The following is a 24,173-nucleotide window of genomic DNA, read 5'->3' on the forward strand; positions in this document are numbered from 1 at the left end:
CGACGGTTGGACTCGCAACGGATTAACTGTCGGGTTGGGAGCGCTCGCTCGCGAGCGGCGGCTGAAAAACGTCGGCGCGACGGGCGGTCGAAACACCGTACGTCGCATCGTCGACCGCTGCCGGCAGCTCCGCGTCGGCGGTCGCGTAGTGGGCGCTAAGCGACGCCCGGACGGCCTCCCGGACGCAGGCACGCGCCGCCGCGCCGAGTTGGGTGCCGCTGCCCGAGAACGCCGCCGGCGACCCCGACGGGTCGTGGCCGACGATGATCGCGTCCGTCGTCGTCCCCGGGAACCCGGTCTCGGCGAGCAGCGTCGCCGCCTTCGCCTCCGCGGCGAGCGCGATCAGGTTCTCGAGCGCGCCCGCGGCGAGCGCGCGCGTCGTTCCGACGATGACGTTGACGGTCCCGCGCCCCTGCCCGGGTCCCGCATCGTCGGCTTCGACCGCAGTCGACTCCGACGGGTCGGTGGGAGTCGGCTCCATCGGTAACGCGGCGGGGTTCGAGATGCCGGCTGTCGCGTAGGCCGTCACGGACCCGCACCGAGCGCCGCGAGCGTCCGCGATGTCGACGCCGGTCAGCAACGCCGGGCCGGCCGCGTCCCCGGCGGGCGTCCCGAATCCCGCCCGCTCGAGCCGGTCGCCGACGTAGGGTCCGAGTTCCGTCCGCTCCCATCCTTCCGGGACCGAGATGTTGTAGGCGCAGTCGGCCGTCCGGCGGCCGCCGTTCCAGCCGGTCGAGAGCCATTCGGTGTCCGGTCGGCGAACGCGAAGCACGCCCGCCCGCCGGATCGCGTCGTAGTCCGAGTCCGTCATCGCTCCGTTTCCGGATCGTCGTCCGCGCGCTCGCGAACGCCCAGCGCGGCGAGCAGCCGGTCGTTGGCCGTTCGATCCTTGACCGCGACGCGGACGTGGGAATCGAGCGTCCGGAACGTCGTCGCGTCGCGGATCGCGACGCCGGCCGCACGCGCGTCGTCGATCACCGTCGCCACGTCCCGGTCGCCGACATCACAGAGGAGGTACGGTGCGTCCGAGTCGTGGACGTCGAACCGTTCCTCGAGCGCCTCGCGCAACCGCTCGCGCTCGCTGGCGACACGGGTACGCGTTTCGCGGACGAACGTCTCCCGTCGCAGGCAGTGTGTGCCGACCCGAGCGGCCGGCGTCCCGAGCGACCACGCACGGCGAGCCGTCTCGAGCGCGGCCCGGCGTTCGCCGGTCGCGACCGCGAAGCCGGCCCGAAGCCCCGGCAGCCCGAACAGTTTGGTCAGCGAGCGCGCGACGACGACGTGTTCGCGGTCCAGGGTCGCCATCGACGGGCGATCGGTAAACCCCAGGAACGCTTCGTCGACGAGCAACGTCGTCTCAGCGTCCGCACAGCGGGCGGCGAACGACGCGAGTGCGTCCGGATCGATCGCGTCGCCAGTCGGGTTGTTCGGCGTACAGCACACGGCGAGCGCACACGGCTCGAGCACGGTCGGGCCGAGTTCGGTCAGGTCGTCGTAGCGAACGAACCGCGGCGTCGCCCCCTGTAATTCGACTTCGCGGGCGTACTCCCCGAAACTGGGGTATGGGACGAGCGCCTCGTCGCCCGGCTCGAGGGCGGTCTCCATCGCGAGTCGAATCGCGGCCAGTCCGCCGGGGGTCGGAACCACCCGTTCCGGCCCGCAGCCGACGAAGTCGGCGGCGGCGGCGCGAAAGGCCGGATAGCCGTCGTCGGGGTAGCGCCGGGATTCCTCGAGTGCGGCCGCGTACGCGTCGTCGACGCCCGTGGGGGTTCTTGGGTTCGTGTTGGCCGAGAAGTCGAGCAGGTCGCGGTCGGTCTCGCCACCGTGGGGAACCCGGTCGCCGGCGCTGATCGCGTCAGGGTCCACGACCGCCCTCCGTCCGGGCGTCGGTGTCCGCACCGTCCTCGGCGCTCGGGTCGGCGTCGCCCTCGATTCCGAGCCGGCGACAGACCGTCTCGAGTCGATCCCTGACCGCCGCCATCTCGCCGTCGGGGACGAGCGAGAGCGCGCCGCCCATCCCGACGCCCTCTTTGGCCTCGCCGGCGCAGTAGCGGTCCATCGCGACATGGTCACGCTCGTCGAAGCCGGGGTCGGTGACGGTCAGTTCGCAGTCGAACCGCTCGCAGGCGTCGGCGAGCCGATCGCCCTGTTCGTCGGCCACGAACGAGGTCGTCGCGACCGACAGCGGCGCGTCGATGCCCGCGTGACGCAACACGGCGGCAACGGCGAGCATCTGGGTTCCGCCGGCGAGCGTCACGGCGGTGCCGGACTCGAGCGCCCCGGCCGCGATCCCGGCGACCGTCGGCTGGACGGGATCGCCGACCGCTTCGATCGCCGCGAGCGGCGTCCCCTCGCAGTCGCCCGGCTCGAGGTCGCTCGCGGCCAGCGCCTCGTCGACGACGCGCCGTTTGCGCTCGATCGGGTTCTCCGGGAGCGACGAGGAGACGCCGGCCGGCTCGCCGAGCGCGGTCAGGACGCCCAGTGCGGTCGTCGTCCCGCCGGGAACCGTCTCGCCGATCAGCAGTTCGTCGTCGAGCAACCTCGCGCCGTAGTCGAACGCCCGATCGAAGGCCGCCGCCGCGTCGGGCACGGCGACCGCTTCGCGAACGTCGTTCCCGGGGTCGCCGCCGAGATCGACCGTCGGCGCGGCCGTCGACTGCGTGAGCCCCGCGTCGATCACCGACACGTCGAAGCCGACGACCTCTCTGACCGCACGGGTCACGGCAGCCGGGGTCGGACAGCCGTTCGGGCTCACTGGCGTCACCGGCGACATGATCGGTGCGCCGTGTTCGACGATTTCGACGTCCGCCGAGGGCGTGTGTTCCATCAGCTCCGGTGCGGCCCCGGCGGCGCTGATGCCGTCGATCAGCGCGGTCTCGGTCGTTCCAGCGGGAAGGACGACGCGCATCTCAGCGCTCCTCCGCGGTGCGGTCGCACAGCATGTCGGCTGCGAGACGGGCGTCTTCGCGTCGGTTCACGTTCACCGCAAGTCGTGGATCGTAGTGTACGTCGGTCATCGTCGTGGATTCGTCCGTGGTGCCGACCACGTTGACCCCGGTCGGCGCGAGGTGGTCGTCGGGCTCGAGTCGCGTCTCGATGCTGACGCCGAGCCGCCGTTTGAGCGCCGCGGGAACGCAGACGGTGCGCGAGGTCTCGGCGTCGCCGTGGGCCGCGAGTATCCGGTCGACGACCGCCGCCTCGAGCAGCGGCAGGTCCGCAGCGACGGTCAGGAGCGGCGGCGAGAGTGCGGGCCGCTCGAGGGCGGCCAGCAGATCGGTCACGTAGCCCTCACCGGCCGTCTCGATCGTCACGACGCCGTCGCGCTCCTCGAGATGGGACCGCGTCGCCGGTGCGTTCGGCGAAACGGCGGCGGTGATCGTCTCGACCCGGCTCGCCTCGAGCGCCGCACGGACGTGGTCGACCATCGCGGTCCCGTCGATCGGGTGCAGGGGCTTCTCGTGAGGGCTCTCGAGGCGGGTGCCTTTCCCGCCGCACATCACGAGAGCGTCCACGCGATCACCCCCACGTGAACGCCGGCGACGCGGCCGATCTCGTTGGCTGCCCCGAAGATGTCGCCGTTGATGCCCCCCAGCTCGCGATCCGCCCAGTACCACGGGAGCCCGATGCCGGCGACGGCACCGGAGAGGGCGATCACACCCGGGTGAGGCCAGACGAACACGGCTGCCGCGAGAACGATCGTTGCGGGCACGAGAAACGCCCCGGCAGTGCTCACGTCGGTGAACTGCTCGCCCATTCCCTCGTAGGCGGCACGCCCGAAGCAGGCCATCGCGGCCATCCCGAGTTTCGTCCCCACTTCGGCCCCGATCGCGATGCCGACCGCCGCGAGGACCGGCAGGTCGGCCAGTCCAAGCCCGCCCAGTGCCAGCGCGGCGACGATGATCGCCACCGCGAGCAACGCGCCGACGCCGGTCGTCGTGTCCTTCAGCACCTCGCGGCGGCGCTCGACGTCGCCGTGGACGACCAGCGCGTCGCCCAAATCGGCGATCCCGTCGAGATGGTGGATTCCAGTCACGGCGTAGACCGAAAGCAGGTAGCCAAGCGCGACGGTCGGCGCGGTCAGCGTGTCGGCAGCGAGCAGCGGGATCGCCGCCAGCGATCCCGCCACGAGGCCGACGACGGGGAACGCGGCCGGCGTCGCGCGGAACGCGTCCCAATCGCCGTCGCGGTGCCCGACCGGAAGCCGCGTCAGAAACCCGAGCGCGCCGCGAACAGCCCCGACCCAGCGGCCGATCACGGTCATTCCGCTTGCACCCCCGCGATCGAACCCGTACTCGAGGCGATCATCGACTGCCAGTACGTCTCGAAGCCACCTGCAAGCTCCGGAACGGCACTCGCCAGCACAATGGCAACGAGGATCGAAACGACGGCCGCTCGCCCGACGAGGCTGACGGCCCGCTCGCCTTCGGCCAGCGTCGGGCGGTCGGCATCGGGATTGAGGACGTAGACGTTCTCCTTCTCGAGGCGAACGCCGAGGGCGCAGGCGAGCGTCGCCATCGGCCACCCGGAGTTGGGCGACGGCGGCGCGCGAGCCCACTGCCGGGCACGCACGATCGCGCCCGGATCGACCGCGGCGACGGCGATCGCCCCGGCAGCGAGTCGGGCGGGCAGATACATGACGAGATCGTCCAGCCGTGCGCTCGCGGTGCCGATCGGTTTCGAGGGGTAGCCAAGCATCGAGTCGAGCGTGTTGACCCCCTTGACCCACGCGGCGGCGGCCGCCGCGGCCGGAAGCGAGATCGGTGCGAGTATCGCGAACGGGATCAGGGTCGCGACCAGCCCGTCCGCGAGGTTCTCGGCCGCGCTCTCGACGGCCGCGCTGCGGAGCGCACCGGCCGAGAGCGTCGCGGTCTCTCGCCCGACCAACCCGCGGACCCGGTCGCGGGCTCGCTCGAGATCGCCGGCCGTCGCCCCGACGACATCCGCGGTCAGGTCGAGCAGCGACCGCAGACTGGTCGTCAGGAAGAGAGCGAACGCGGCAGCGATACCGCCGGCCATCGGTCCGAACGAACTCGCCGCGAGGACGCCCCCGCCAACGACGGCGGCGGGACCGAGCGGCGCGAGCACGGCGATCACGACGCCGGCAAGGCGCTGGCGGCGCTCGTCGTCGCTCCACGGCCGATCGACCGCGCCGACGAGGCGGCCGAACCACGCGACCGGATGCGCCGCAGTCGGCAGTTCGCCGAGCAGTAAGTCGAGGCTGAACGCCAGCCCGACGACCGCGAGCGTCCTCAACACGCCGCCCTCGCCTCCATACTGTCGTCCGAATGAGGCCGCTCAGTCATTACTGCTGTGTTCGTCGGGCGTCGACGCTGCCAGTCGCGCCGGCACGGCCGCGAGCGACAGGTCCTCGAGTAGCACTGCCGTGCCACCCGCGGCTTCGATCCCGCCGTCGGTCCGGGGATCGTCGCCGACGTGGACGAGATCGGCGGTAGCGACGCCGAGTTCGGCGGCGGTCCGGTCGAAGATTTCGGGGGCCGGTTTGCGCCAGCCACAGCCGACGCTCGTGACGATCGCGTCGAAATCGTCGCGCTCGAACGCCGATCTGACGAGCGTGCGCCCGACCAGTTCCGGGACGCTGCAGTTCGAACAGATCGCCACCGGACCCCGCTTTCGGGCGGCGGCGACCGCCTCGAGCGCGCCGGGTCTCGTCTCGACGGTCGGGTCGAACGCCGCGACGACGGCCCGTCTGGCCGCGTTGTGTTCGGCGTCCACGCCGCGACTCGAGAGCGCGCGCGAGACGTGGGCCGGAAGTGGCACCTCCGCGCCCTCCGGTGCGTCGACGTGTGGCTCCGCGTAGGCCGTGGCCCAGTCGTCGGGGACCGCGACGTCTCGCTTCGCGAGTTCCGTCGCGACGGCGTCGGCCGGATCGTCCGGCCGGTCGGCGGTCACCAGCGTCCCGAAGAGGTCGAACGATACTCCCACACCAGTGTGACTAGCACAACCTACCTTTAATTTCGCGGTATCCGGGTGGGGGGTTGTTTGGACGGTTTTGTGCATACCCCTTTGTTCACATGGCCACCAGGACGGACTACAATGCACGGACGACGGAGTGCGATCGATTCCGGGCTCGTAACTGCTGTCATACGAACGGTTCGAACCCGTGTCGCCCCGGTGGACTCGAGCAGCGCGAACCGACGTGCCGAGGGGTCGACGATCGGCCACCACGGGCAGTGCAGGGCTCGATCGGCCGACGATCTACCCGGTGACGCGTCGGCAACGGGGTCGGACGAGGACCGGTCGATCACGGACGACCTCGTCGATCCCGACAGCGGTCCCACGACCAGGAGCGAACTCCTCGAGTACGGTCTCACGCCCGAGGAGTACGTTCGCGCCGTCCTCATCGAACACGGCGGCCGGATCAAACAACGGCGGTTCGCCGAGCGCTACGGCTGGGCACACGCCACGCTCAGCCGCCTCCTCTCGGAGCTCGAGGAGCGCGATGTCATCGACCGCTATCGGGTCGGTCGGGAGAACGTGGTCTGTTTGCCGGATGCGATCCCCGAAACAGCGCGCTGACGGTCGCGTCGCCGCGCTCCTTCGCGGATCGTCCGACACGCCGCACGAATCGAATCGAATCGCGATCAGTCGAGGCGGGCGAACGCCAGGTTGCCCGAGATGTTCTTGATGTAGATGTCCACGACGTCGCCCTCCTCGGCACCGGGGACGAAGATCGTGTAACTGCCCTTTTCGGCGACGCCGTCGCCCTTGCGTCCGGTGCCGGTGATCTCGACCGTGTAGGTCTGGCCCTCCTCGACGGCGTCTTGCTGTTGTTGCTGCTGGCTGCTGGTCGAGCGCTTAGTGACGGGCCGGAACGCACCGCAGGCGTCACAGCGCAGCATCGGTGTTCGGTCCTCGCGGACGAGACGGGTGTCCGGCAGGCCACACTCCGAACAGAGGACGTACTCGTCGACGTAGGCGTCGATCGCCGCGTCGAGATCCGTCTGTGAGAAGGTCCCGTTGTACCGCCCACGGCCGTCCTCGAGTTTGCCGCTGGTCCCCAGTTCGCGCTGGATGAACCGGTGGAGATGTTCGGTATCGCGCGAGAGCACGTCGGCGATCTCGTCGAGGTTCGTCACTCGCGTGAACGCGCCGTCTTTCTGTGGCTCCGGATCGGGAATCTGCAGTCGCTGTTCGTCGCCCCCGATATCGGGGACGTCCTCCATCGCTCGGTCGAGACTCGATTCGTAATCCATACGCGAAAGCAGGTGACGCGAACGTAAATCCGTTCTGCTATCACAATCCGCCCGACAGCACGGCGTTCGGGCGAGACGCGACGACCGGGGAACGGCCGGCCCCGACGTGCGGCCGCGATGACGGACGGCCGTGGCGATACGAGACGGACGGTCGCTGCGTGGGGTGAGTCGCACCCGGACGAGCGGCGTCCTCGAACGGTCGGGTCAGTTCGGCCGCCGACGAGTCGGGGGACTGTCTGCAGTAGCATTTCGATTCGGACCGGTCGCCCAAACGCTGCCTACTCAGCGTAACGACCTGCTACTTCGCGGTACGCTGCTCATATATAGAACGGGACATCCGGTATCTCGGATCGATGACTAGTACTCTCACACGACAGTCATCGTCGCAGTACAGTCGTCCGATCGACCCACTCGGTATCGGAATGGGGACGGACGCGTGACCATGTCCGGCGCACGCGGCTCACGGGGTCCGCTCCCGAACGGTTGTCGGCGGTTGCTCGCGCTGGCGCTCGGGCTGGCGGTGATCGGCAGTCTCGTCGCGACGGGTGCCGGAGCGTCCGCGAGCCTCGTCGATCCGGAGTCGAACGGGTCCGTCTCGGAAGCGGAATACGTCGAGTCCACGCCCGAACCGGGCGACCCCTACTTCGAAGCGGCAGCGGAAGACGGTAGCTGGATCAGCTACGAGAACCCGCGGGACGAGTATCGCAGCCCGTACCTCGGCGAGGGCTCCGGAAAGATCTGTGTCACGCTGCTCAACGAAAACGGCGATCCCGTCGTCGGCGAGTCGGTCCCGAACACGTCCGTTACGATTCCGACGAACAACGTGACGAGCTGGCACTCCAAGGCGAATCCGATGACCGTCAAGTTCCCCATGACCGACCACTACGACCGGCCGCTCGACGGCGATGAGTTCGGAACGAGCCCGGAGATGTCCCAGGGCGACGGCTACCTGGATTCCCACTGTATCGAGATGCACGGACAGCCCGAAGACGCGACCATCGAGTACGGCGAAGCGGAGATCAGCGGCGAACACGCCGACAAGATCGACGTCGTGGGGTACATCCAACAGGTCCCCGAAGGCGACGGCTGGGACTCGGATATCGATCCGGTCGCCGCCGCGGAGCCCTACGAGGAAGTCGGCGGCAGCTGGACCTACGAACCGGAGGCCACTCACGCACAGGTCAGTGTCATCCTACAGCTCGATGCAGCGCCGGGCGGCTCCGTGAGCCCGTCCGATCCCGACGGGAACGGCTCGAGCGGCTCCACGAGCGGGACCGATCAGGAGCCCGACGACGACGAGGCCGAGGACGGGAACCCGATGCCCGGGTTCGGCGCGCTCGCGGCCCTCGTCGCGCTGTCGGTCGCCGTCATCGCTCGCCACCGCAACCGCGGATAAGGCGGTCCGGAGACGGTATCGATCCGGCTCCGAACCCGGCCCGACGACGACCGCCGCAACGGCGTCGTCACTCGGCGGGAACTGACTCGGCCCGAAAGACAGGGAACGGCTACGGATGTAGCCGGGAACCATGGAGCTCCTCGCACGTCATGACGGGGCGGACGGATCGGGTGGACCTCCCCACCGACAGACTGTCGTACCCCCCGTCTACCTGACTGTTCGCTCGAAACACAATAATACTGCTGGCCAATTCACGGGCAAACCGGCGAAAACGGACGGAAGATTTCCACGATATGTGCGGTATGCTATTATACTGCGGCCTCGAGACGCGGACCGAACGGCTACGCGGGACCGCCGGTCGTCCGAACCAATCAGGTTTTATCGGTTGGCGCGAGATAGCCGACAAATGACGAACACAAGCGAGTCGGACGGGGATGCACCGCGCGTTCCGGTCGTCTGTCCTGACTGTGAAACGACTTCCCGCGTTCCCCTCTCGGATGTCGCCGACGCCGTCGAACGGCACAACGACCAACTCCACGACGGCGACGACGTCGCCGAAGTCGATCCCGATGTCGCCGACCGCATCGCGGATCTGGTCGCCACCGAACTCGGCCTCCTCGAGGACGACGACTGAGACGGCCACTGTCGGTTCGGACCGCTGCACCCGCCCGGACGTCGGTCCGCCGGACAAGCGGGACAGCAGACCGGATGCACACCCTCGTATCGGTTGCACACCTCGATTACCGACCGAAGTCTTCACGGAACCTGTCGACGAGCGAGCCGTCGATGCCTCTCTCGATGGGAGAGCGATCCGGCGATTGCGTTCAAAATTTCACCGATGTTCCGCTCGAGAGGTTATATTTCACCGAATCGGACCGTTGGTTCAGTGAGAAGGCTTATGCTGTCATACCCGACTCTACCCACCATATGGCACGCGAGAAAGCGCCAGCGGCTCCCGACACCGGAGCCGGTACAGCCGACGACGAGGCCGAGGACGCGTCACCGCTCAGCACCGAACCGACCGCGACGGCGACCATCGCAGCGACGCGGGCGGGAGCGGACGCTGGCGGTGCCCTCCCGAACACGCTGACGATCATCGGACAGGGGGTCCCCTCGAGCGTCGAACTCACTGTCGACGGCGAGATCGAACCGGCCGGCGAGGACGGAACGAGCAATGTGACCGTCCTCTCGGGGACGACGGTGGAGGGAACGGTCGAGGACGGCACGGTAACGGTCCGCTTCAGCGGCGAGTTGACCGACGTGACGTTCGTCGATCGCGGGATCACCGGCCGGACGCCGGCGACGACCCCGAACGTCCACGTCGATTACGGCACGCCGGAACGATCGCAGTCGTAGTCGACCGAGACGGTCTCGTCACGGCGTGGTTCGCCGGTCGAGACCCGAGCGACCGCTCCCGACCGGACGAGCGCGCCGGGCGCTCCCGGCGATCCGAGACGTAAACATACTCCCGGACGGGGACCTAACGTCACCACATGGACGACCACACACCCGACGCCGACGCGGAGAGCGACACCGGTGTCGAGGCAGACACCGACGTTACGGTCGAAACGAAGGCTCACAGCCACACGGAAGGCGGACACGCCGTCGAAACGAAGGCTGGTGCCCCGATCTATTCCGACGCCGGATCGGAAATCGACGCCAAGTGGATGGATGCCGCCGACGGGCGCATCCTCGAGGTCATGCAGTCGGAAGACGTCTTCGAGCCGCAGCAGTTCGAAGAAGAGGGGATCTGTCCGGGGAGGTTCGCGGCCTATCGCTGTCGGGAACTGTCCAAGTACGGCCTCCTGAAGCGTCACATGCCCGGTGTCTACGAACTCACCGACGCGGGCGAGCAGTATCTCGCGGGCGACCTCGATCCGAGCGAACTCGAGCCCGACGAGTAGCGGTACGAGGTCGAGACGGGTGGTCGAGCTCGTCGCGAGCGCGACGGCGTCACAGCGGAGAGCTACCGGTTCCGCACGGCCTTCGGACATCGCAGAGACGAGTGGGCGACACGAAGGGTGTAGCCGTTCGCTCGCCGTGCCGTGTTCTCCGCTTTAGTCGGCGTCGGCGGCGTTCGGAACGTGGCTTTCGAGGAAGTCGGTCACTGCGTCGCCGCCCTGGAACCCCTCCGCCAGCCGCGCGGTCTCCGTTCCGTCCTCGAACAGGATCAGCGTCGGGACCGACCGAATGTCGAAGCGATCGACGAGGTCGATGTCGTCGCCGGGATTGACCATTCCGATCGCGACATCCGTTGCGCGGGCGACGTTACCCAGTACCGGTTCCATCGCCTGACACAGCGCACAGCCGCTGGTGTAGAACTCCACGAGCGCGACGTCGTGGTTCGCCACGAACTCGTCGAGTTCGTCGCCGGTCTCGAATCGACTCGGTTTGCTGGTCACGGCCATAGGATCGGCTACGCGTCCGCGATAGAAACCCCTGACGGACGCAGCAGGCCTCGAGCCCGGAACTCTCGTCAGCCCGGCCTCGTGCTCGGGAATTCGAATCACGGGTCGGTCTCGCACGTTCCGATTTGGATGACGGTATCGCATCGAGGAGTCATCGGTCGGCTGTATTGTGTGACGGGGACACGGAGTGTGACTTTATAGCTGGATTCTGTACCCACGCTCGATGACTCCACCCGCAACTGACCGCGACGACGGTGTGTCGGTCCAGCGGAAAGCGACGCTGTTTTGCTGGGAGTGTGACCACTCGAGTCCGGTCGACGGCAACTGGCTGGTGGACCCCCGCGATCAGTGCGTCGCGTACGTCTGTCCCGAATGTGGGACGACGCTCACGAAGCGACCGCGGTCGACCGGGTCGTCACGCGACCGGGCAGCGACGGGACCGCTGGCGGCGTGGCAGCGAACGATCCACGCGTCGACGATGGTCTGGCGGGCGAGCGTCGATGTCGGGTTCTCGAGTCTGGCCGCGTTCGTCGGCGTCGGGGCGACCACCGGTATCCGAGGATACCCCGATCCGTAGCCGATTCGTCGAACGGCATCTGTCCCCGACCGTTGGGAAAATTACTGACGGTGATTCCGGAGCTTCCGAAACGTGCTTTCACTTTCGTCGCCGATTTCGTCCGATATCAGTCTTCGGCCGCATATGCCGGATCGTAAAACACATTTGGACACTGCTAATGACATTTGCGGATATTCGCCAACAACAGTAGAGCTTTAATAGTAGAATCCGTTTGCATACTCGAGTAGAAGATGACGAACGGGAACCTAACCGCTGCGGAAGAGGAGGTACTGGACGAAATCGAGGCGGAAGACATCGACTTCCTTCGGCTGCAATTCACCGACATTCTGGGAACGGTCAAGAACGTCTCCGTGCCGGCCAGACAGGCCGAGAAAGCGTTTACCGAAGGCATCTACTTCGACGGCTCCTCGATCGAAGGCTTCGTTCGCATTCAGGAGTCGGACATGCGCCTCAAGCCCGACCCCGAGACGTTCGCGGTACTGCCATGGCAGAACCGCGAGGACGGGGCGTCCGCCCGGATGATCTGTGACGTCATCGATACCTCGACCGGCGACCCCTTCGAGGGCGATCCGCGCCGCGTGCTCAAGAACGCGCTCGAGCGCGCCGACGAGATGGGGTACAAGGTCAACGCCGCCCCGGAGCCGGAGTTCTTCCTGTTCGAGGAGGACGACGACGGCCGCGCCACGACCATGACGAACGACGCCGGCGGCTACTTCGACCTCGCGCCGAAGGACCTCGCGAGCGACGTTCGCCGGGACATCATCTACGGACTCGAGGAGATGGGCTTCGAGGTCGAGGCCAGCCACCACGAGGTCGCCGAGGGCCAACACGAGATCAACTTCACCTACGACGACGCGCTCTCGACGGCCGACAACGTCGGGACATTCCGAACGGTCGTCCGCGCCATCGCCGCTCAACACGACCTGCACGCGACGTTCATGCCCAAACCGATCCCGCGCATCAACGGCTCGGGAATGCACACCCACCTCTCGCTGTTCACCGCGGACGGCGAGAACGCCTTCCACGACGAGGACGACGAGTTCAACCTGAGCGAGGAGGCCCACGCCTTCACCGCCGGCATCCTCGAGCACGCGCCGGCGATTACGGCGATCGCGAACCCGACGGTCAACAGCTACAAGCGACTGGTGCCCGGCTACGAGGCACCCGTCTACGTCGCCTGGTCCGATCGCAACCGCTCGGCACTGATCCGCAAACCGGCGGCGCGGACGCCCGCAGCCTCACGCGTCGAGTTGCGCTCGCCGGACCCCTCTTGTAACCCCTACCTCGCCCTAGCGGCCATGATCCACGCCGGGCTCGAGGGGATCGAAAACGACCTCGAGTGCCCGGATCCGGTCCGGGAGAACATCTACGAGTTCGACGAGCAAAAGCGCGAGGAGTACGGAATCGACACGCTGCCGTCGAATCTCGGCGAAGCAGTCGCGGCCCTCGAATCGGACGAGGTCATCTACGACGCGCTGGGCGACCACGTCGCGCCGAAGTTCGTCGAAGCCAAACAACAGGAGTTCCAGGACTACCTCGTCGACGTCTCCCAGTGGGAACTCGACCGCTACCTCGAAACATTCTGAGAGAACTTCGAACGGCGATTCGGCTCTCGTGTCGGCACCGCCGTCGGATCAGTTCGCGACGTACTCCGATCCCGTTCGTTCCACGTGGCCGTCGCTCGAGAGCGAACGCAGGACGCTCAGGACGTTGATCTTCTTCATCGCCAGAATCTCCCCCAGTTCGTCGACCGTCGCCCCCTCGGTAACGTCGAGATAGATGTACACTAGCTTTGCACGGGCCGATTCGAGGTCGTCGGGAACCGGCTCGAGCTGCGTCGCGGGACGGTGCTCTTGTGAATTCATTGTCAGCACTAGCCACCTCGTTCGTGTATATAAATCCACACGTAAGTTGGATACCAATGGATACTAGGACATGATATGGTCCATGATACCGCACACCTGTGCGGGTCCGCAGCCCGATTCGGGCCGAACAACGAGTTTTAGGGACCAGCAATTCCCAGCAGCGAGTATGACCGCGGACGAACGACCGAGCCCACCGGCGGAGCTAGACCGCGTTGGCCACGAGGCACTCGACGAACTCGCCACCCGGGAGCCGGCGGCGCTCCGTGCGGCGAGCGAGTACCTCGAAACGCTGGCGGCGTGGAAAGAGGGGGAAGACGCACGCTCTCCTGACGACGGCGAGCTGGTCACGTATCCCGACGGCGTCCCCGAGCGGGCGAGCGTCTCGGCGACCGAAATCGCCGGTACCACGTACTACTACTATCAGTGGCGCGAGGGCGACGAGATCAAGTCGGAGACGATCCGACGGTAGGCGGCGGTCCCGCGCGCGACGGCGGAGGGTCGTCAGTCGGCCGCTGATGCGGACTCGAGGACCCGTCCGAGCGCGTCCGCGACCCGGTCGGGTGCGCCACTCGGCTACCACTGGTTCCCGTTCGTGGAGCGCGGTGACGTGGCGATTTATGCTGATTAGATAGACGACTGCACCGCCGAAACTGAAGACGACGATTTCCACGACCCACGTTCGTAGCCACGGCTCGACGCCGCGCACTCCGATCGTCGTGAGGACCCAGACGACGGCCCCGAGGACGACCACCGCGAACGGGAGGGCGTGCAACCGCGTTCGGACGAGGGTCGCCGCAGGCGTAGGTCGGGTATAACACTGGCTGGCCGCGACCAGCCCGGCACACGCACCGATCGCGACGGGCCACAGCGCCGTGTACGCTGCGCCGAGGACGCGACTGGCCGCACACAGCGTGAGTCCCCCGACGTATCCGCCGAGGACGATCGAAAAGAACGCAGCCGATGGGTTCCGGAGGGACATCTCTCGTTGGGCGTCTTTCATGATTCTGGTCCTACAATTGAAGCGTTTTCGGTCGGCCACGGCGGTACCGCTGTCGAAACGAGCACCGAACGCCGTCGCTTGGACCGGACGATCGACTGGAGACCAGCTAGAGCGCACCCGGGCTCAGACTCCCTCGTAGGGACCGAGCCGCGTCCCGTCCAACAGATAGGCCTCGCCGCCGGCTAGTCCCGACGGAAGAAACGGGGAGAGAAACGACTGTCCGGTCACGTTGATCCAGGTCCCCCCGACGAGGTCGTTGAACGCCGGCACGACGATTGCCGCCGGTGGCGATTGGTCGGCACGCTCGAGCCACGAGACGCCCTCGTATTCGGGCCGGTCGCGGAACGCGGCCGGGTCGAGCCGCCCTCGAAGCCACGCGCGTTCGACGCGGCTGCCGCCGACCGCGTCCTCAAGTCGCACGCACGGGTGTTCGTGGCCCAGACAGAGGACATCGCTCTCGAGGGCGGCCCGCGAGGGCCACGTGTGGCCGTGACAGATGCCAACGTCGCCGAGTGCGACACCCTCGCCGGGAACGATGTCGACGGTCGCCTCGACAGCGTCGCGCTCCGCGAGCCAGGTCTCGATCCGACCGTCGTGGTTCCCTTTGACGACCGTGACCGTGAGGTCGCTCGCGAACGATTCGAACAGCACCTCGAGTTCGCCGCGCTCGGCCCCGCCCGGGTCGCCGATCGAGTGCATGAGGTCGCCGAGCACGACCAGTCGGTCGGGGTCGGTACGCTCGAGCAGCGCCGAAAGTCGCTCGCGGCGGTCGGGGGCCCGGCTGGGAACGTCGACGCCGCGCTCGTCCCGCAGCCCGGACTCGTAGCCGGCGTGATAGTCGGCCACGAGCAGGGCACGCTCCGGCCCGATCGCGGCAGTCGCGGCCGGTTCGCCCGGAACGGGCTCGACTCGAGTCGGCGACGCCGATCCGGCCGCGGCACGTCGGGGGTCGTCTCGCATTGCCGCCCGATTAGATCGCTTTCAGCGTCTCGTCGTCGGGCTCATAACACTGGCCACCCATCAGAGCGTCTTGGATTGCGTTCTCGACATCGTCGGCGGAGGCCCCGGTGTCAGCGGCGACCCGCTCGATCACCGCCGTCCGCTCGGCACCGTCGCCGTCGTCGAGTTCCGACATCGTCTCGACGACGTACGCCTCGAGATCGATGTCGGCGGTCGCCTCGGTTTCGGCGTCGTCGCCGGCATCCGGGTCCGACGCCGGCTCGCCCTCGGTCTCGAGTCCGGACTCGGGCGGCGCGCCGGGATCGTCGGCCGCTCCGGTGACGGCCTCACCGGACCCGTCGTCCCCCGCGGGCTCGTCCGCGTCCGGTTTTGATTCGGTCGCCGGTTCGTCGCCGTCGACATCCTCCGGCTCGGGAACGTCGATATCTGCCTCGCCGGGGTCCTCGACCTCAGTGCCGGTCGTGAACTCCGCACCGAACTCCTCCTCGAGTTGTTCGCGCTCCTCCTCGTCCATCTCGTACATACTGTCGTCGACGTCACCGGCGTCGAAATCGCCGAGTTCGTCGTCGCCGTCGTCGGACACCGACTCGGCGACATCGTCGGCTGCACCGCCGTCGTCGCCCGTCGTCGCTGCGGGCGCGGCCTCGAGCGCGTCGTCGGAGTCCACCTCATCACCGTCCGGGTCGGAGTCGACCGCTGGCTCGTCGGCCGCCATTTCGGCCGCGCCGGCAGCGGTCTCCGGCTCGTCGGTCTCGTCGGTGACGGTCGGCTCGTCGGCACCGCTCCCGTCCGCCTCGCCGGGCTCGAGCGCGTCGGGGTCAGGCTCGGATTCGACATCGACCGCGGCAGTTTCGGTCCCGTCGCTGGTCGCCGTTCCGGCTGCAGAGCCCGAGTGGGCGTCCTCGGGGTCGGTCGCCGCGCCGCCCTCGCCCGCCGCGACCGGTTCCATCGGTGCTGCGTCGGCGTCGGCCCCGGACTCGGCGGCGGCAGCGCCGAGCGACTCGATATCGACGCCGTCGAGATCGGCGAGCGAAGCGACCGTCGCGTCGAACTCGGGACTCGTCGCGTCCGGCGCGATCTCGAGCCCGTTCACCTGATCGCGATCGCCCGCGACGACTTCGCAGGCCTCGAGCGCACAGTTCCGGAGCGCCGCGAGGTACGACGGCGTCGTTCCGTAGTGGTCCTGCGCAAGCGGGATTCCCGCCGCCAGACCGGCGTCGACGCCGGCCTCGAGCAGGGCGTCGGTCACCGCTTCCTCGCCTGCATCTGGGTGCTCCGTCCGTGCCGCGAGTGCGGCGGCTCCGGCGTAGGTCCCGATACGGTCGATCGTTCGTTCGGCCGCGCTGACGACCCAGCGGTCCCGGGTATCGGCGTCGACCGCCGCGATGCTTTCGGGGCGGATCGAGGTGTAGACCTGGTCCGAGTCGTCGGGTTGGAAGGTCCGGGCTTTGCCCGTCACTGCGACGAACGCGGGCGGCTCCGTCTGCTCTAAGAACGCCAGTTCGTCGGGCTGGTACTGGCCGGCGTAGACGACGAACGCGCCGGTCGGATCGACCACCCGGGCGCGGACCATCTCGTCGTTGACCGACGTGACTTCGGTGAGGGTGCCGACGACGAAGACGCGGTTGAGCCGCGCGCCGGTGGGCGTGATCACGTAGTTTGGTGCCCGCTCCTCGTCGCTCTCGGCGTAGGAAAGCGAGGCATCGTCGTACTCGGCCGCGAAGAGTCGGTACGCGATTTCCCGGCCCGGAATATCGTCGTCGCTTTCGGTCGTGCTCATGCGTCCACCTCCTCTAGAACGGCCGCCGCACGGGCGACCGGATCGTCGTCGCTCTCCTCGAAGCGCTCGGCGTCAAGGTTCGCGCCGTACTCGTCGACCGAGAGGTGACCGCGGATGCGGTATTCACGACCGACGATTCGCTCGCGGATCCGGTCCGCGACGACCTCTTGATCCATGGCCTCGCGGGCCTGCTCGAGGGCGTCCTCTAAGCTACCGCCGTAGACTCGCTCGGTGAGTTCGTCGTCGAGGACGACGGTGACGGTCCCGGTGCCGTCGTCGAGGATCGCCTTGACGCGCATGTCGTCGATCCCGTCGACATCGCCGTGGGTCCGGCACTGTCCCTTCTGGATGACACGGTAACACTCCGGACAGCGCTGGATGAGCCCGGAGCCGTCACGGACCGCGAGCAGGTTACCGACGACTTCGACGTCGTAGATGCCGCCGGTGGCGACGGCGTCGCCGATGTCCATCGTCGACGTGTTACTGCCGACGTCGATCGCCCGGTCGAGCGCGGTGACCGTCGAAAACTCCGAGACGTTGATCTCGGGGACGCCCCGGAACTCCTGAACGTAGGCGTTCTCGATGCGAACCGTGCCGCCGTCCTCGATCTCGGGAGCCGGTTCCCAGTTCGTGAAGGGGAGCCGCCCGCTCTCGTCGCCGACGACACCGCTCAAAATGTCCGTTTCGCCGTCGCGACCGTCGATCGTCTTGCGCTCGCACTCGAGGACGGTGACCTCGATAGTGACCGCGCGATCGCCGGTCTCGAGGTCGGCCAGGTGTGCGTCGCCGCCGACTTCGTAGGGGACCTCGAGCGCGTCACCCTCGAACGACAGCGAGGTGCTCTCGCCGAGGTTGAGTTCGGGGTCGCCGTCCCACTCGCGGACGCCCGCGTTGCCCGCGGTGATCGTGTCGCCGGGCTCGAGATCGAAGTCCTCCCACGCGGTGTAGTCGATGACGCCGGTCTCGTCGGCCAGTCGGCCTTCGACGATGACGTGATCGGAGCCCTGATACCGGATCGATCGCTCGCCCGCCGTCAGGACGACGCCCGTCACGGTGACGGTGCTCTCGTCGGGCGTGATCTCGGCGATGTCCTTCGCTGACGGCGTGCCGCCACCGCCGCTGGACCCGTCGCCGTACTTCCGTCGGAGGCTCTGTGTGGCCTCGTCGATCGGGACGCTGTACTCCACGAGGTTCTGCAGGTCGTCTTTGACCTCCTCTTTGTCAACACCGAGGTCGGAGGCGAGATCCTCGGCATGATCGTCGAGTTCCATCACTTGCCCTTCGAGTTGGGGCTTAAAAAACGTTCCCGCAGGAGGGTGGTCGCGTTCAGATTAGCTGATTCCATGCGAAGGCGAACGATTTGAGCCATTCATCAGCAGTTTCTGCACTTGCGTGACCGAAACAGTTCGAGAAAACGGTAGTTCTGCGTTTTACCTCTTGAAAGACACGGTCGACGCTGTTGCGATTTTCGTGACGTTCGTAGCGGAAATCGAGCCCGTGACGCGTGCAGGCGTCTTTCAGCGGCGTCGCGCCGTCGACGAGGAACACGGCGTCGTCGATGTCGTGCTTCTCGCGTAGTTCCGTAAAGAACGCATGTGCTAAGACGTTCGTTCTGGTCGGTTCGAGCGTTGTATGCAGCAGTTCGTTGGTTTCTGGATCGACGGCAGCGTACAGCCAGTACTGTTCAGTATTGAGTCGGATCACGGTCTCGTCGACCGCAACGTGATCCGGTGACTGACCGTCTTCGGGCTGTAGGTCGGCCTTGCGAACCCAGTTGTGGACGGTCGACTTGACGCGGTTAACGCCAAACAGTTCGAGAATAGAGACAGTATCAGAAAGCGATAATCCAGCAAGATGTAGCTGAATACTGAGCTTCATCAACAGTCGCGGTGTTGCTTCGCGCTCCACAAAACCTAACTCGATCTCGTCCAAACAACCGTTGAGGACGGCGCTTTTGGGCATAGACACTTCAAAAATGCCGTTCCTCACTTTTCAGTGCTTATCTGAACACCGCCGGTTCACCACGGCTAGAGTATATCGTAACTCGCATCGACGGCCCACCAGTCACTGCTCACTGCGCCGACGGCCACCGATCGGCGACCCGCCGATAGGTCTCGAGACAGCGCTCGAGGACGGCGATCGAGACGCTCTCGTCGTCGGTGTGGGCCTCGCCGGGTTCCGACGGCCCGCAGATCACGCACTCGGTACCTGCCCGCGAGAGCCACCCCGCGTCGGTCGCGTGGGGTTTCGTCACCAACTCGGGGTCTGCCGCTTGCACGCCGTCAGCGGCCTCGAGAACCGTCTCGGCGAACGCATCGTCGTCACAGCGCATCGGCGGCAAGTCCTGGTCGACCGTCCACTCGACGCCGTCGAGATCGGTGACCCGCTCGAGGGCCGCGCGTTCGCCTGGCACCGTCCGTTCGTCGACCGTGACCGCACACCGAGCGGGGACGACGTTCATCGCCGACCCACCCTCGATCTCCGTGACGGTGAGCCGACCTGCGATCGATTCGCCCGCCACGTCGACCGACGGGGGCTCGAGGTCGCGAACGCGATCGACGGCCGCGGTGGCGCGATAGATGGCGTTCTCGCCGGCATTGGCTTCGCTGGCGTGTGCGGCGGTGCCGTGAGCGGTGATCGTACTCCCGCGACGGCCCTTGTGGGCGACGGCCACGTCGGTGACGTTCGGGCCGGAGTAGTTCGTCGACCCCTCGCCGACGACGGCGTACTCGGGGGCAAACCCGTCGTCGATCGCGTACTGTGCGCCGACGCCGCCGACCTCCTCGCCGACGAAGGTCGCGACGACGAGTTCGCCGGCGGGGTCGGCATCGCGGAAGGCCAGCAGCGCGGCCGCGAGCGCCCCTTTCATGTCCGCCGCCCCGCGACCGTACAGGCGGCCGTCCCGCTCGTCGACGACGTACTCGCTCGCGTCGTCGACGGTCCCGTCCGCGTCCGCGACCTGCGACGCGGCCGGCTCGACGACATCGTGGTGTCCGACCAGTGCGAGCGTCTCTGGTCCCGTCCCTTTTCGGGCGATCACGTTACCGACGGCGTCCCGAGTCACGTCGGCGTCGGTCTCGCGGCGCAGCCACGACTCGAGGAAGTCACCGGCGGCGGCCTCGTCTTCGTGGCTCGGGATCGACACGAGATCGCGCGTCAACTCGACGAGAGTCATACGCAATGTCTCGGGGGCTGTGCTGTTCAGTGCACCGACTCCCGACATCGGGACAGCAGCCTGGAGAGCGGTCGCCCTGCCGGGGCGTTCGATACTTACTCGTACCGTTCGTACACCGGCGGCTCATCGTCAGTGTCGGCCTCCGTCAGCCGCGCAACCGACTCGCGGACCTCTCGCAGACTGGCCGTTTGCTGTTGGCTCGCCGCCGCGACCGACTCCGCGGCGCTTGCGACGGTGTCGGCCGACTCCGAGAGATCCTCGAGCGTCTCCGCCGTCACCTCGACGCCCCGAGCCTGCTGATCGGTCGCGGCCGCGACGTCTTCCATGCCGGCCGCCGTCGTCCGTGCCGACTCGTGGATCTCCTCGAGCGAGTCGACCGTCTCCCGAACGCGGTCGGTTCCGGTATCGACGCGGGTAACGGTCTCCTCGGTGGTTTCGACGGTCGCCGCGGCGTCCTGCCGGACGGCTTCGACGGCGTCCTCGATCTCGGCGAGATCGGACTTCGTCTGTTCGGCGAACGAACGGACCTCGCTCGCGATGACACCCATCGTCTCGCTGCCGCCCGCGTCGTCCCGCGAGGACTCGATCTTCGCGTTCGCCGCCAGCACCGTCGTCCGTTCGGCCAACTCGTCGAGTCGGTCGACGATCTCGTCGATCTCCTCGGTTCGGTTCGCGAGCGTGTCGACCGCGTCGGCGACGCGGTCGGTCGCGTCTTCGATCGCCGCGAGCTCGTCCAGCGCGTCGTCGGCCGCCTCGACGCCCTGCGCGGCGAGCGTTTCGGTTCGATCGCTCTCCTCGCTGACCTCGTCGGCGACGCTTGCAACCTCCTCGATGGCCGCGCTCATCTCGTTGAGTTCCCCCGCCGCCCGCGTGATGCCCGTCGCCTGCGAGTCCGTCTGCTCGCTGATCGCCTCGGCGCGCTGAGCGACGACCTCGCTCGAGTCGTGGAGTTCGGCGATCGGTGCCTCGACGTCGGTTTCGACCTCTCGTGCGAGCCGTTCGCGCCGTTCGATCGAGTCCTCGAGTCGCTGTGCATAGGAGTCGACGTACGTGTCGACCGCGACCTGCATGTCGAGGTTGATGATCCGCAGCAGCGAGAGGACATCCATCATCCCGTCGTCGATGGCGTCTCTGACCGTTTCCTCGAGCGACTCCTCGAGACCGTCGTTCTCGTCTTCGGCGCTGCCGCCGAGGCCGAGCGCGCCGACGAATCGGTCGAGACCGCCGTCGTCCTCGGTGTCACGCTCCGCGGCCCACTCCTCGATAGCGTCGACGACCTGTTGCTGGACCCGCTCGTTGAGTCGAGACATGATCAGGTCGTAGTAGACGCCGTACTGTCCCACGTACTGTTTCAGGGGCATGTCGAGCAGTTCGTGGAGTTTGCCGATCCGGGCCCGGTTCTTGAAGAACGCCTGATCGTAGTCCCCGGTCGCGAGCGAGACGAGGTACGCCTGCTGTGTCCGCTTGAGCGCGTCGACGTTTTTCGGGGAGCGGTCGACGATCGCCCGCGTCTGCTCGTAGTGCAAGACGTTCTCGTAGAAGTCGTCCGCGATCGCCTCCGCGTTGGCCTGCAAGAGCGGCTCGAGAGCGGCCAGGCGCTGTTCGTCGGTCTCATCGAACCCGATGAACGCCTTTCGCCACGCGATTTCGTCTTCGTCGAGTTCGATCCGGTCGACGAGATCGTCGACATCGAGAAAACCATTGAGTCCGCCGCGCCCGAACGTCTCCTGGGGTTGCATGCGGGAAACGTGTTCGGTCGGTCCGTTAACTGTTCATTACTGTTCCCGCCGAATAGGAACACCCGACACGAATTCACGGGACCTAACTCTCGAAAAATACGTCCGCGAGACGGGGCGATGCTGTGGACACCCTTATAGGCGTACGTCGATCAGTTTACGTATGAACGTCGTGCCGGATACGAGCGTGGTCATCGACGGCCGCGTCTCGGCGACAATCGAAGACGGGCAGTTCGAGGGAGCGACGATCTGCGTCCCCGAGGCGGTCGTCGCGGAACTCGAGGCGCAGGCCAACGACGGGATCGACAGCGGCTGGGACGGTCTCGAGGAACTCCAGCGGCTGGCCGACCTGGCCGACGACGGGGTCATCGACCTCCGCTACGTCGGGGAGCGGCCCAACGCGATCGAGCGGGGCCACGCCTCCGAGGGCGAGATCGACGCGCTGATCCGCGATCTCGCGGAGGAGTTCGATGCGACCTTCGTCACCAGCGACATCGTTCAGGCCGAGGTCGCCCAGGCGAAAGGACTCGACGTCGAACGCGTATCCCCCGAGGTACGGGAGGTCGGGACGCTGGCCATCGAGGAGTTCTTCGACGAGGAGACGATGAGCGTCCATCTCAAGACCGATGCCGTCCCGAGGGCCAAACGCGGCGACCTCGGCGCGATGGCCTACGAGGAGATCGCCGACGAACCGCTCGACGAGGCGACCATGGACGAGTACGCCCGCGAAGTCGTCGACGGCGCGAAGGAGACTCCCGACGGCTTCATCGAACTCTCGGAGCCGGGCATGAAGATCGTCCAGTTCCGGGACTACCGGATCGCGATCGGCCGACCACCCTTCTCCGACGGGATCGAGATCACCGCCGTCCGGCCGATCGCCCAGACCGATATCGAGGACTACGAACACGCCGACGAACTCAAAGAGCGACTGCTCGAGCGCCAGCGTGGCGTCCTGATTTCGGGTGCGCCCGGGGCCGGGAAGTCGACGTTCGCGCAGGCGGTCGCCCGGTATATCTCGGATCACGATTACTCGGTCAAGACCATGGAGAAGCCGCGGGACCTGCAGGTCGGTCCCGACATCACCCAGTACACGGAACTGGGCGGCGAGATGGCCAAGACCGCCGACGCCCTGTTGATGGTCCGGCCGGACTACACCATCTACGACGAGGTCCGCAAGACCGACGACTTCGAGGTCTTCGCGGACATGCGCCTGGCCGGCGTCGGCATGATCGGCGTCGTCCACGCGACGCGGCCGATCGACTCGCTCCAGCGACTGGTCGGCCGGGTCGAACTCGGGATGATCCCGCAGGTCGTCGACACCGTCGTCTACATCGAAGCCGGTGAGGTCGAGACCGTCTACGACGTCAAGACGGAAGTCAAGGTCCCTGCCGGGCTCACGGAAGAGGACCTCGCTCGCCCGGTCATTCAAGTCACGAACTTCCAGACGGGTGAGCCGGAGTACGAAATCTACACCTTCAACCGCCAGGTCGTCACCGTCCCGCTCACCGACGAGGACGGCGGCCCCGGCACCGAGTCCGGCGTCGACCGGATCGCCAAACAGGAGATCGAACGGGAGATCCGATCGATCGCCCACGGCTACGTCGACGTCGAACTCAAAAGCCAGGACACGGCCGTCGTCTACGTCGAGGAGGACGACATCTCGAGCGTCATCGGCAAGGGCGGTGGCCGAATCACCGACATCGAGAACCGGCTTGGGATCGATATCGACGTCCGGACCCACGACGAGAACCCCAACTATGGCGCAGGCGGCGGCTCCGGCGGTGCGAGTGCGAACGGCGGAAGCGGCGGTTCTCAGGCCGGCCAGATGGTCCAGCCCGAGATCACCTCGCGACACATCGTTATCCCCGTCGACGGTAACCACGGCGAGACCGTCGAGGTGCAAGCCGGCGGCGAGTACCTCTTCACCGCGACGGTGAGCCGCGGTGGCGAGATCCAGGTGTCTCGAGGGAGCGCGATCGCGGAGGAACTCGAGCGAGCGATCGACCGCAAGGACCCGGTGACGGTCGTTCCATCGTAGACGATCGATCCGCGAGCGAGCGAC

25 protein-coding genes are annotated in these 24,173 nt (G+C 67.1%); 9 read left to right on the forward strand and 16 right to left on the reverse strand.

What is annotated here, in order from left to right; all coding sequences use genetic code 11:
• Positions 1 to 22: 22 nt before the first annotated feature.
• The 7 genes from FGF80_RS05325 to FGF80_RS05355 are packed head-to-tail and all read right to left on the reverse strand — an operon-like array spanning position 23 to position 5,943.
• Positions 23 to 811: an adenosylcobinamide amidohydrolase gene (locus FGF80_RS05325; RefSeq protein ID WP_006186177.1), complete on the reverse strand. Its 789-nt coding sequence runs from the start codon at positions 809 to 811 to the stop codon at positions 23 to 25.
• Positions 808 to 1,866 (reverse strand): pyridoxal phosphate-dependent aminotransferase, encoded by a 1,059-nt coding sequence (locus tag FGF80_RS05330; RefSeq protein ID WP_138652649.1) that lies wholly within the window; start codon positions 1,864 to 1,866, stop codon positions 808 to 810. Before FGF80_RS05330 ends, FGF80_RS05325 begins: the two co-directional genes overlap by 4 nt.
• Positions 1,856 to 2,908, reverse strand: a complete 1,053-nt coding sequence (gene cobT, locus FGF80_RS05335; protein ID WP_138652651.1) for a nicotinate mononucleotide-dependent phosphoribosyltransferase CobT — start codon at positions 2,906 to 2,908, stop codon at positions 1,856 to 1,858. The genes FGF80_RS05330 and cobT overlap by 11 nt, the downstream gene beginning before the upstream one ends.
• A 1-nt stretch (position 2,909) precedes the next feature.
• A complete protein-coding gene (locus FGF80_RS05340; protein WP_138655476.1) occupies positions 2,910 to 3,497 on the reverse strand; it encodes an NTP transferase domain-containing protein in 588 nt (195 codons plus the stop codon).
• Entirely contained in the window at positions 3,497 to 4,261 is a 765-nt protein-coding gene (cobS, locus tag FGF80_RS05345) for an adenosylcobinamide-GDP ribazoletransferase (protein WP_138652653.1), read from the reverse strand. The genes FGF80_RS05340 and cobS overlap by 1 nt, the downstream gene beginning before the upstream one ends.
• Entirely contained in the window at positions 4,258 to 5,256 is a 999-nt protein-coding gene (gene cbiB / locus FGF80_RS05350) for an adenosylcobinamide-phosphate synthase CbiB (protein ID WP_138652655.1), read from the reverse strand. Before cbiB ends, cobS begins: the two co-directional genes overlap by 4 nt.
• A gap of 39 nt (positions 5,257 to 5,295) precedes the next feature.
• Positions 5,296 to 5,943 (reverse strand): HAD family hydrolase, encoded by a 648-nt coding sequence (locus tag FGF80_RS05355; protein WP_006186171.1) that lies wholly within the window; start codon positions 5,941 to 5,943, stop codon positions 5,296 to 5,298.
• Between the two features lie 189 nt (positions 5,944 to 6,132).
• Between FGF80_RS05355 and FGF80_RS05360 the strand changes: the two genes are divergently transcribed.
• Positions 6,133 to 6,537 carry a helix-turn-helix transcriptional regulator gene (locus FGF80_RS05360; protein ID WP_138652657.1) on the forward strand — a complete coding sequence of 135 codons (405 nt, stop codon included), beginning with the start codon at positions 6,133 to 6,135 and terminating at the stop codon, positions 6,535 to 6,537.
• Positions 6,538 to 6,602: 65 nt separating this feature from the next.
• Here the strand turns inward: FGF80_RS05360 and FGF80_RS05365 are convergent, their stop codons facing one another.
• Positions 6,603 to 7,214 carry a translation initiation factor IF-2 subunit beta gene (locus FGF80_RS05365; protein ID WP_138652659.1) on the reverse strand — a complete coding sequence of 204 codons (612 nt, stop codon included), beginning with the start codon at positions 7,212 to 7,214 and terminating at the stop codon, positions 6,603 to 6,605.
• 442 nt (positions 7,215 to 7,656) lie between these two features.
• On the opposite strand from FGF80_RS05365, the gene FGF80_RS05370 reads away from it, so the two are divergent.
• The 4 genes from FGF80_RS05370 (at position 7,657) to FGF80_RS05385 (ending at position 10,514) form a co-directional block, all read left to right on the forward strand.
• A complete protein-coding gene (locus FGF80_RS05370) occupies positions 7,657 to 8,610 on the forward strand; it encodes a PGF-CTERM sorting domain-containing protein (protein ID WP_006186168.1) in 954 nt (317 codons plus the stop codon).
• A 406-nt stretch (positions 8,611 to 9,016) separates the two neighbouring features.
• Positions 9,017 to 9,244, forward strand: coding sequence for a hypothetical protein (locus tag FGF80_RS05375; protein WP_006186167.1), 228 nt, complete (start codon positions 9,017 to 9,019; stop codon positions 9,242 to 9,244).
• 293 nt (positions 9,245 to 9,537) lie between these two features.
• The gene (locus tag FGF80_RS05380) at positions 9,538 to 9,966 is read left to right on the forward strand and encodes a hypothetical protein (protein WP_138652661.1); all 429 of its coding nucleotides are present in this window, start codon (positions 9,538 to 9,540) and stop codon (positions 9,964 to 9,966) included.
• Positions 9,967 to 10,103: 137 nt separating this feature from the next.
• The gene (locus tag FGF80_RS05385) at positions 10,104 to 10,514 is read left to right on the forward strand and encodes a hypothetical protein (protein WP_006186165.1); all 411 of its coding nucleotides are present in this window, start codon (positions 10,104 to 10,106) and stop codon (positions 10,512 to 10,514) included.
• Positions 10,515 to 10,667: 153 nt separating this feature from the next.
• On the opposite strand, the gene FGF80_RS05390 is transcribed toward FGF80_RS05385, so the two are convergent.
• Positions 10,668 to 11,018, reverse strand: coding sequence for a thioredoxin family protein (locus FGF80_RS05390; protein ID WP_006186164.1), 351 nt, complete (start codon positions 11,016 to 11,018; stop codon positions 10,668 to 10,670).
• A gap of 223 nt (positions 11,019 to 11,241) precedes the next feature.
• Here FGF80_RS05390 and FGF80_RS05395 point away from each other — a divergent pair, with 223 nt between their 5' ends.
• Complete coding sequence (locus tag FGF80_RS05395) at positions 11,242 to 11,595, forward strand: hypothetical protein (protein WP_138652663.1); 354 nt, start codon at positions 11,242 to 11,244, stop codon at positions 11,593 to 11,595.
• Between the two features lie 230 nt (positions 11,596 to 11,825).
• Positions 11,826 to 13,181, forward strand: a complete 1,356-nt coding sequence (gene glnA, locus FGF80_RS05400; protein WP_138652665.1) for a type I glutamate--ammonia ligase — start codon at positions 11,826 to 11,828, stop codon at positions 13,179 to 13,181.
• Positions 13,182 to 13,229: 48 nt separating this feature from the next.
• On the opposite strand, the gene FGF80_RS05405 is transcribed toward glnA, so the two are convergent.
• A complete protein-coding gene (locus tag FGF80_RS05405) occupies positions 13,230 to 13,460 on the reverse strand; it encodes a helix-turn-helix domain-containing protein (RefSeq protein WP_006186157.1) in 231 nt (76 codons plus the stop codon).
• Between the two features lie 166 nt (positions 13,461 to 13,626).
• Here FGF80_RS05405 and FGF80_RS05410 point away from each other — a divergent pair, with 166 nt between their 5' ends.
• Complete coding sequence (locus FGF80_RS05410; RefSeq protein WP_138652667.1) at positions 13,627 to 13,929, forward strand: hypothetical protein; 303 nt, start codon at positions 13,627 to 13,629, stop codon at positions 13,927 to 13,929.
• Positions 13,930 to 14,583: 654 nt separating this feature from the next.
• Here the strand turns inward: FGF80_RS05410 and FGF80_RS05420 are convergent.
• The 6 genes from FGF80_RS05420 to FGF80_RS05445 all read right to left on the reverse strand — a co-directional run bounded on the left by FGF80_RS05420 (position 14,584) and on the right by FGF80_RS05445 (position 22,114).
• Positions 14,584 to 15,420, reverse strand: a complete 837-nt coding sequence (locus tag FGF80_RS05420; RefSeq protein WP_138652669.1) for a metallophosphoesterase — start codon at positions 15,418 to 15,420, stop codon at positions 14,584 to 14,586.
• 10 nt (positions 15,421 to 15,430) lie between these two features.
• Entirely contained in the window at positions 15,431 to 17,200 is a 1,770-nt protein-coding gene (locus tag FGF80_RS05425) for a hypothetical protein (protein ID WP_138652671.1), read from the reverse strand.
• Complete coding sequence (locus tag FGF80_RS05430; RefSeq protein WP_138652673.1) at positions 17,197 to 18,471, reverse strand: Single-stranded DNA binding protein; 1,275 nt, start codon at positions 18,469 to 18,471, stop codon at positions 17,197 to 17,199. The genes FGF80_RS05425 and FGF80_RS05430 overlap by 4 nt, the downstream gene beginning before the upstream one ends.
• 55 nt (positions 18,472 to 18,526) lie before the next feature.
• Positions 18,527 to 19,162, reverse strand: a complete 636-nt coding sequence (locus FGF80_RS05435; RefSeq protein WP_138652675.1) for an IS6 family transposase — start codon at positions 19,160 to 19,162, stop codon at positions 18,527 to 18,529.
• A gap of 109 nt (positions 19,163 to 19,271) precedes the next feature.
• Positions 19,272 to 20,375, reverse strand: coding sequence for a M20 family metallopeptidase (locus tag FGF80_RS05440; protein WP_138652677.1), 1,104 nt, complete (start codon positions 20,373 to 20,375; stop codon positions 19,272 to 19,274).
• A 95-nt stretch (positions 20,376 to 20,470) separates the two neighbouring features.
• Positions 20,471 to 22,114: a globin-coupled sensor protein gene (locus tag FGF80_RS05445; RefSeq protein ID WP_006186151.1), complete on the reverse strand. Its 1,644-nt coding sequence runs from the start codon at positions 22,112 to 22,114 to the stop codon at positions 20,471 to 20,473.
• A gap of 160 nt (positions 22,115 to 22,274) precedes the next feature.
• Between FGF80_RS05445 and FGF80_RS05450 the strand changes: the two genes are divergently transcribed.
• A complete protein-coding gene (locus FGF80_RS05450; protein ID WP_138652679.1) occupies positions 22,275 to 24,149 on the forward strand; it encodes a PINc/VapC family ATPase in 1,875 nt (624 codons plus the stop codon).
• Positions 24,150 to 24,173: the final 24 nt, after the last annotated feature.

Origin of the sequence: Natrinema pallidum (assembly GCF_005890195.1) — an archaeon.
Classification (GTDB): domain Archaea; phylum Halobacteriota; class Halobacteria; order Halobacteriales; family Natrialbaceae; genus Natrinema; species Natrinema pallidum.

What these genes read in the sequence shown, in the direction of transcription:
- FGF80_RS05325 (WP_006186177.1), bottom strand. Translation starts at nt 811, where the DNA reads ATGACGGACTCGGACTACGACGCGATCCGGCGGGCGGGCGTGCTTCGC.
- cobT (WP_138652651.1), bottom strand. Translation starts at nt 2,908, where the DNA reads ATGCGCGTCGTCCTTCCCGCTGGAACGACCGAGACCGCGCTGATCGAC.
- FGF80_RS05340 (WP_138655476.1), bottom strand. Translation starts at nt 3,497, where the DNA reads ATGTGCGGCGGGAAAGGCACCCGCCTCGAGAGCCCTCACGAGAAGCCC.
- cobS (WP_138652653.1), bottom strand. Translation starts at nt 4,261, where the DNA reads ATGACCGTGATCGGCCGCTGGGTCGGGGCTGTTCGCGGCGCGCTCGGG.
- FGF80_RS05365 (WP_138652659.1), bottom strand. Translation starts at nt 7,214, where the DNA reads ATGGATTACGAATCGAGTCTCGACCGAGCGATGGAGGACGTCCCCGAT.
- FGF80_RS05370 (WP_006186168.1), top strand. Translation starts at nt 7,657, where the DNA reads ATGTCCGGCGCACGCGGCTCACGGGGTCCGCTCCCGAACGGTTGTCGG.
- FGF80_RS05375 (WP_006186167.1), top strand. Translation starts at nt 9,017, where the DNA reads ATGACGAACACAAGCGAGTCGGACGGGGATGCACCGCGCGTTCCGGTC.
- FGF80_RS05380 (WP_138652661.1), top strand. Translation starts at nt 9,538, where the DNA reads ATGGCACGCGAGAAAGCGCCAGCGGCTCCCGACACCGGAGCCGGTACA.
- FGF80_RS05385 (WP_006186165.1), top strand. Translation starts at nt 10,104, where the DNA reads ATGGACGACCACACACCCGACGCCGACGCGGAGAGCGACACCGGTGTC.
- FGF80_RS05390 (WP_006186164.1), bottom strand. Translation starts at nt 11,018, where the DNA reads ATGGCCGTGACCAGCAAACCGAGTCGATTCGAGACCGGCGACGAACTC.
- FGF80_RS05395 (WP_138652663.1), top strand. Translation starts at nt 11,242, where the DNA reads ATGACTCCACCCGCAACTGACCGCGACGACGGTGTGTCGGTCCAGCGG.
- glnA (WP_138652665.1), top strand. Translation starts at nt 11,826, where the DNA reads ATGACGAACGGGAACCTAACCGCTGCGGAAGAGGAGGTACTGGACGAA.
- FGF80_RS05405 (WP_006186157.1), bottom strand. Translation starts at nt 13,460, where the DNA reads ATGAATTCACAAGAGCACCGTCCCGCGACGCAGCTCGAGCCGGTTCCC.
- FGF80_RS05410 (WP_138652667.1), top strand. Translation starts at nt 13,627, where the DNA reads ATGACCGCGGACGAACGACCGAGCCCACCGGCGGAGCTAGACCGCGTT.
- FGF80_RS05420 (WP_138652669.1), bottom strand. Translation starts at nt 15,420, where the DNA reads ATGCGAGACGACCCCCGACGTGCCGCGGCCGGATCGGCGTCGCCGACT.
- FGF80_RS05425 (WP_138652671.1), bottom strand. Translation starts at nt 17,200, where the DNA reads ATGAGCACGACCGAAAGCGACGACGATATTCCGGGCCGGGAAATCGCG.
- FGF80_RS05430 (WP_138652673.1), bottom strand. Translation starts at nt 18,471, where the DNA reads ATGGAACTCGACGATCATGCCGAGGATCTCGCCTCCGACCTCGGTGTT.
- FGF80_RS05435 (WP_138652675.1), bottom strand. Translation starts at nt 19,162, where the DNA reads ATGCCCAAAAGCGCCGTCCTCAACGGTTGTTTGGACGAGATCGAGTTA.
- FGF80_RS05440 (WP_138652677.1), bottom strand. Translation starts at nt 20,375, where the DNA reads ATGACTCTCGTCGAGTTGACGCGCGATCTCGTGTCGATCCCGAGCCAC.
- FGF80_RS05445 (WP_006186151.1), bottom strand. Translation starts at nt 22,114, where the DNA reads ATGCAACCCCAGGAGACGTTCGGGCGCGGCGGACTCAATGGTTTTCTC.
- FGF80_RS05450 (WP_138652679.1), top strand. Translation starts at nt 22,275, where the DNA reads ATGAACGTCGTGCCGGATACGAGCGTGGTCATCGACGGCCGCGTCTCG.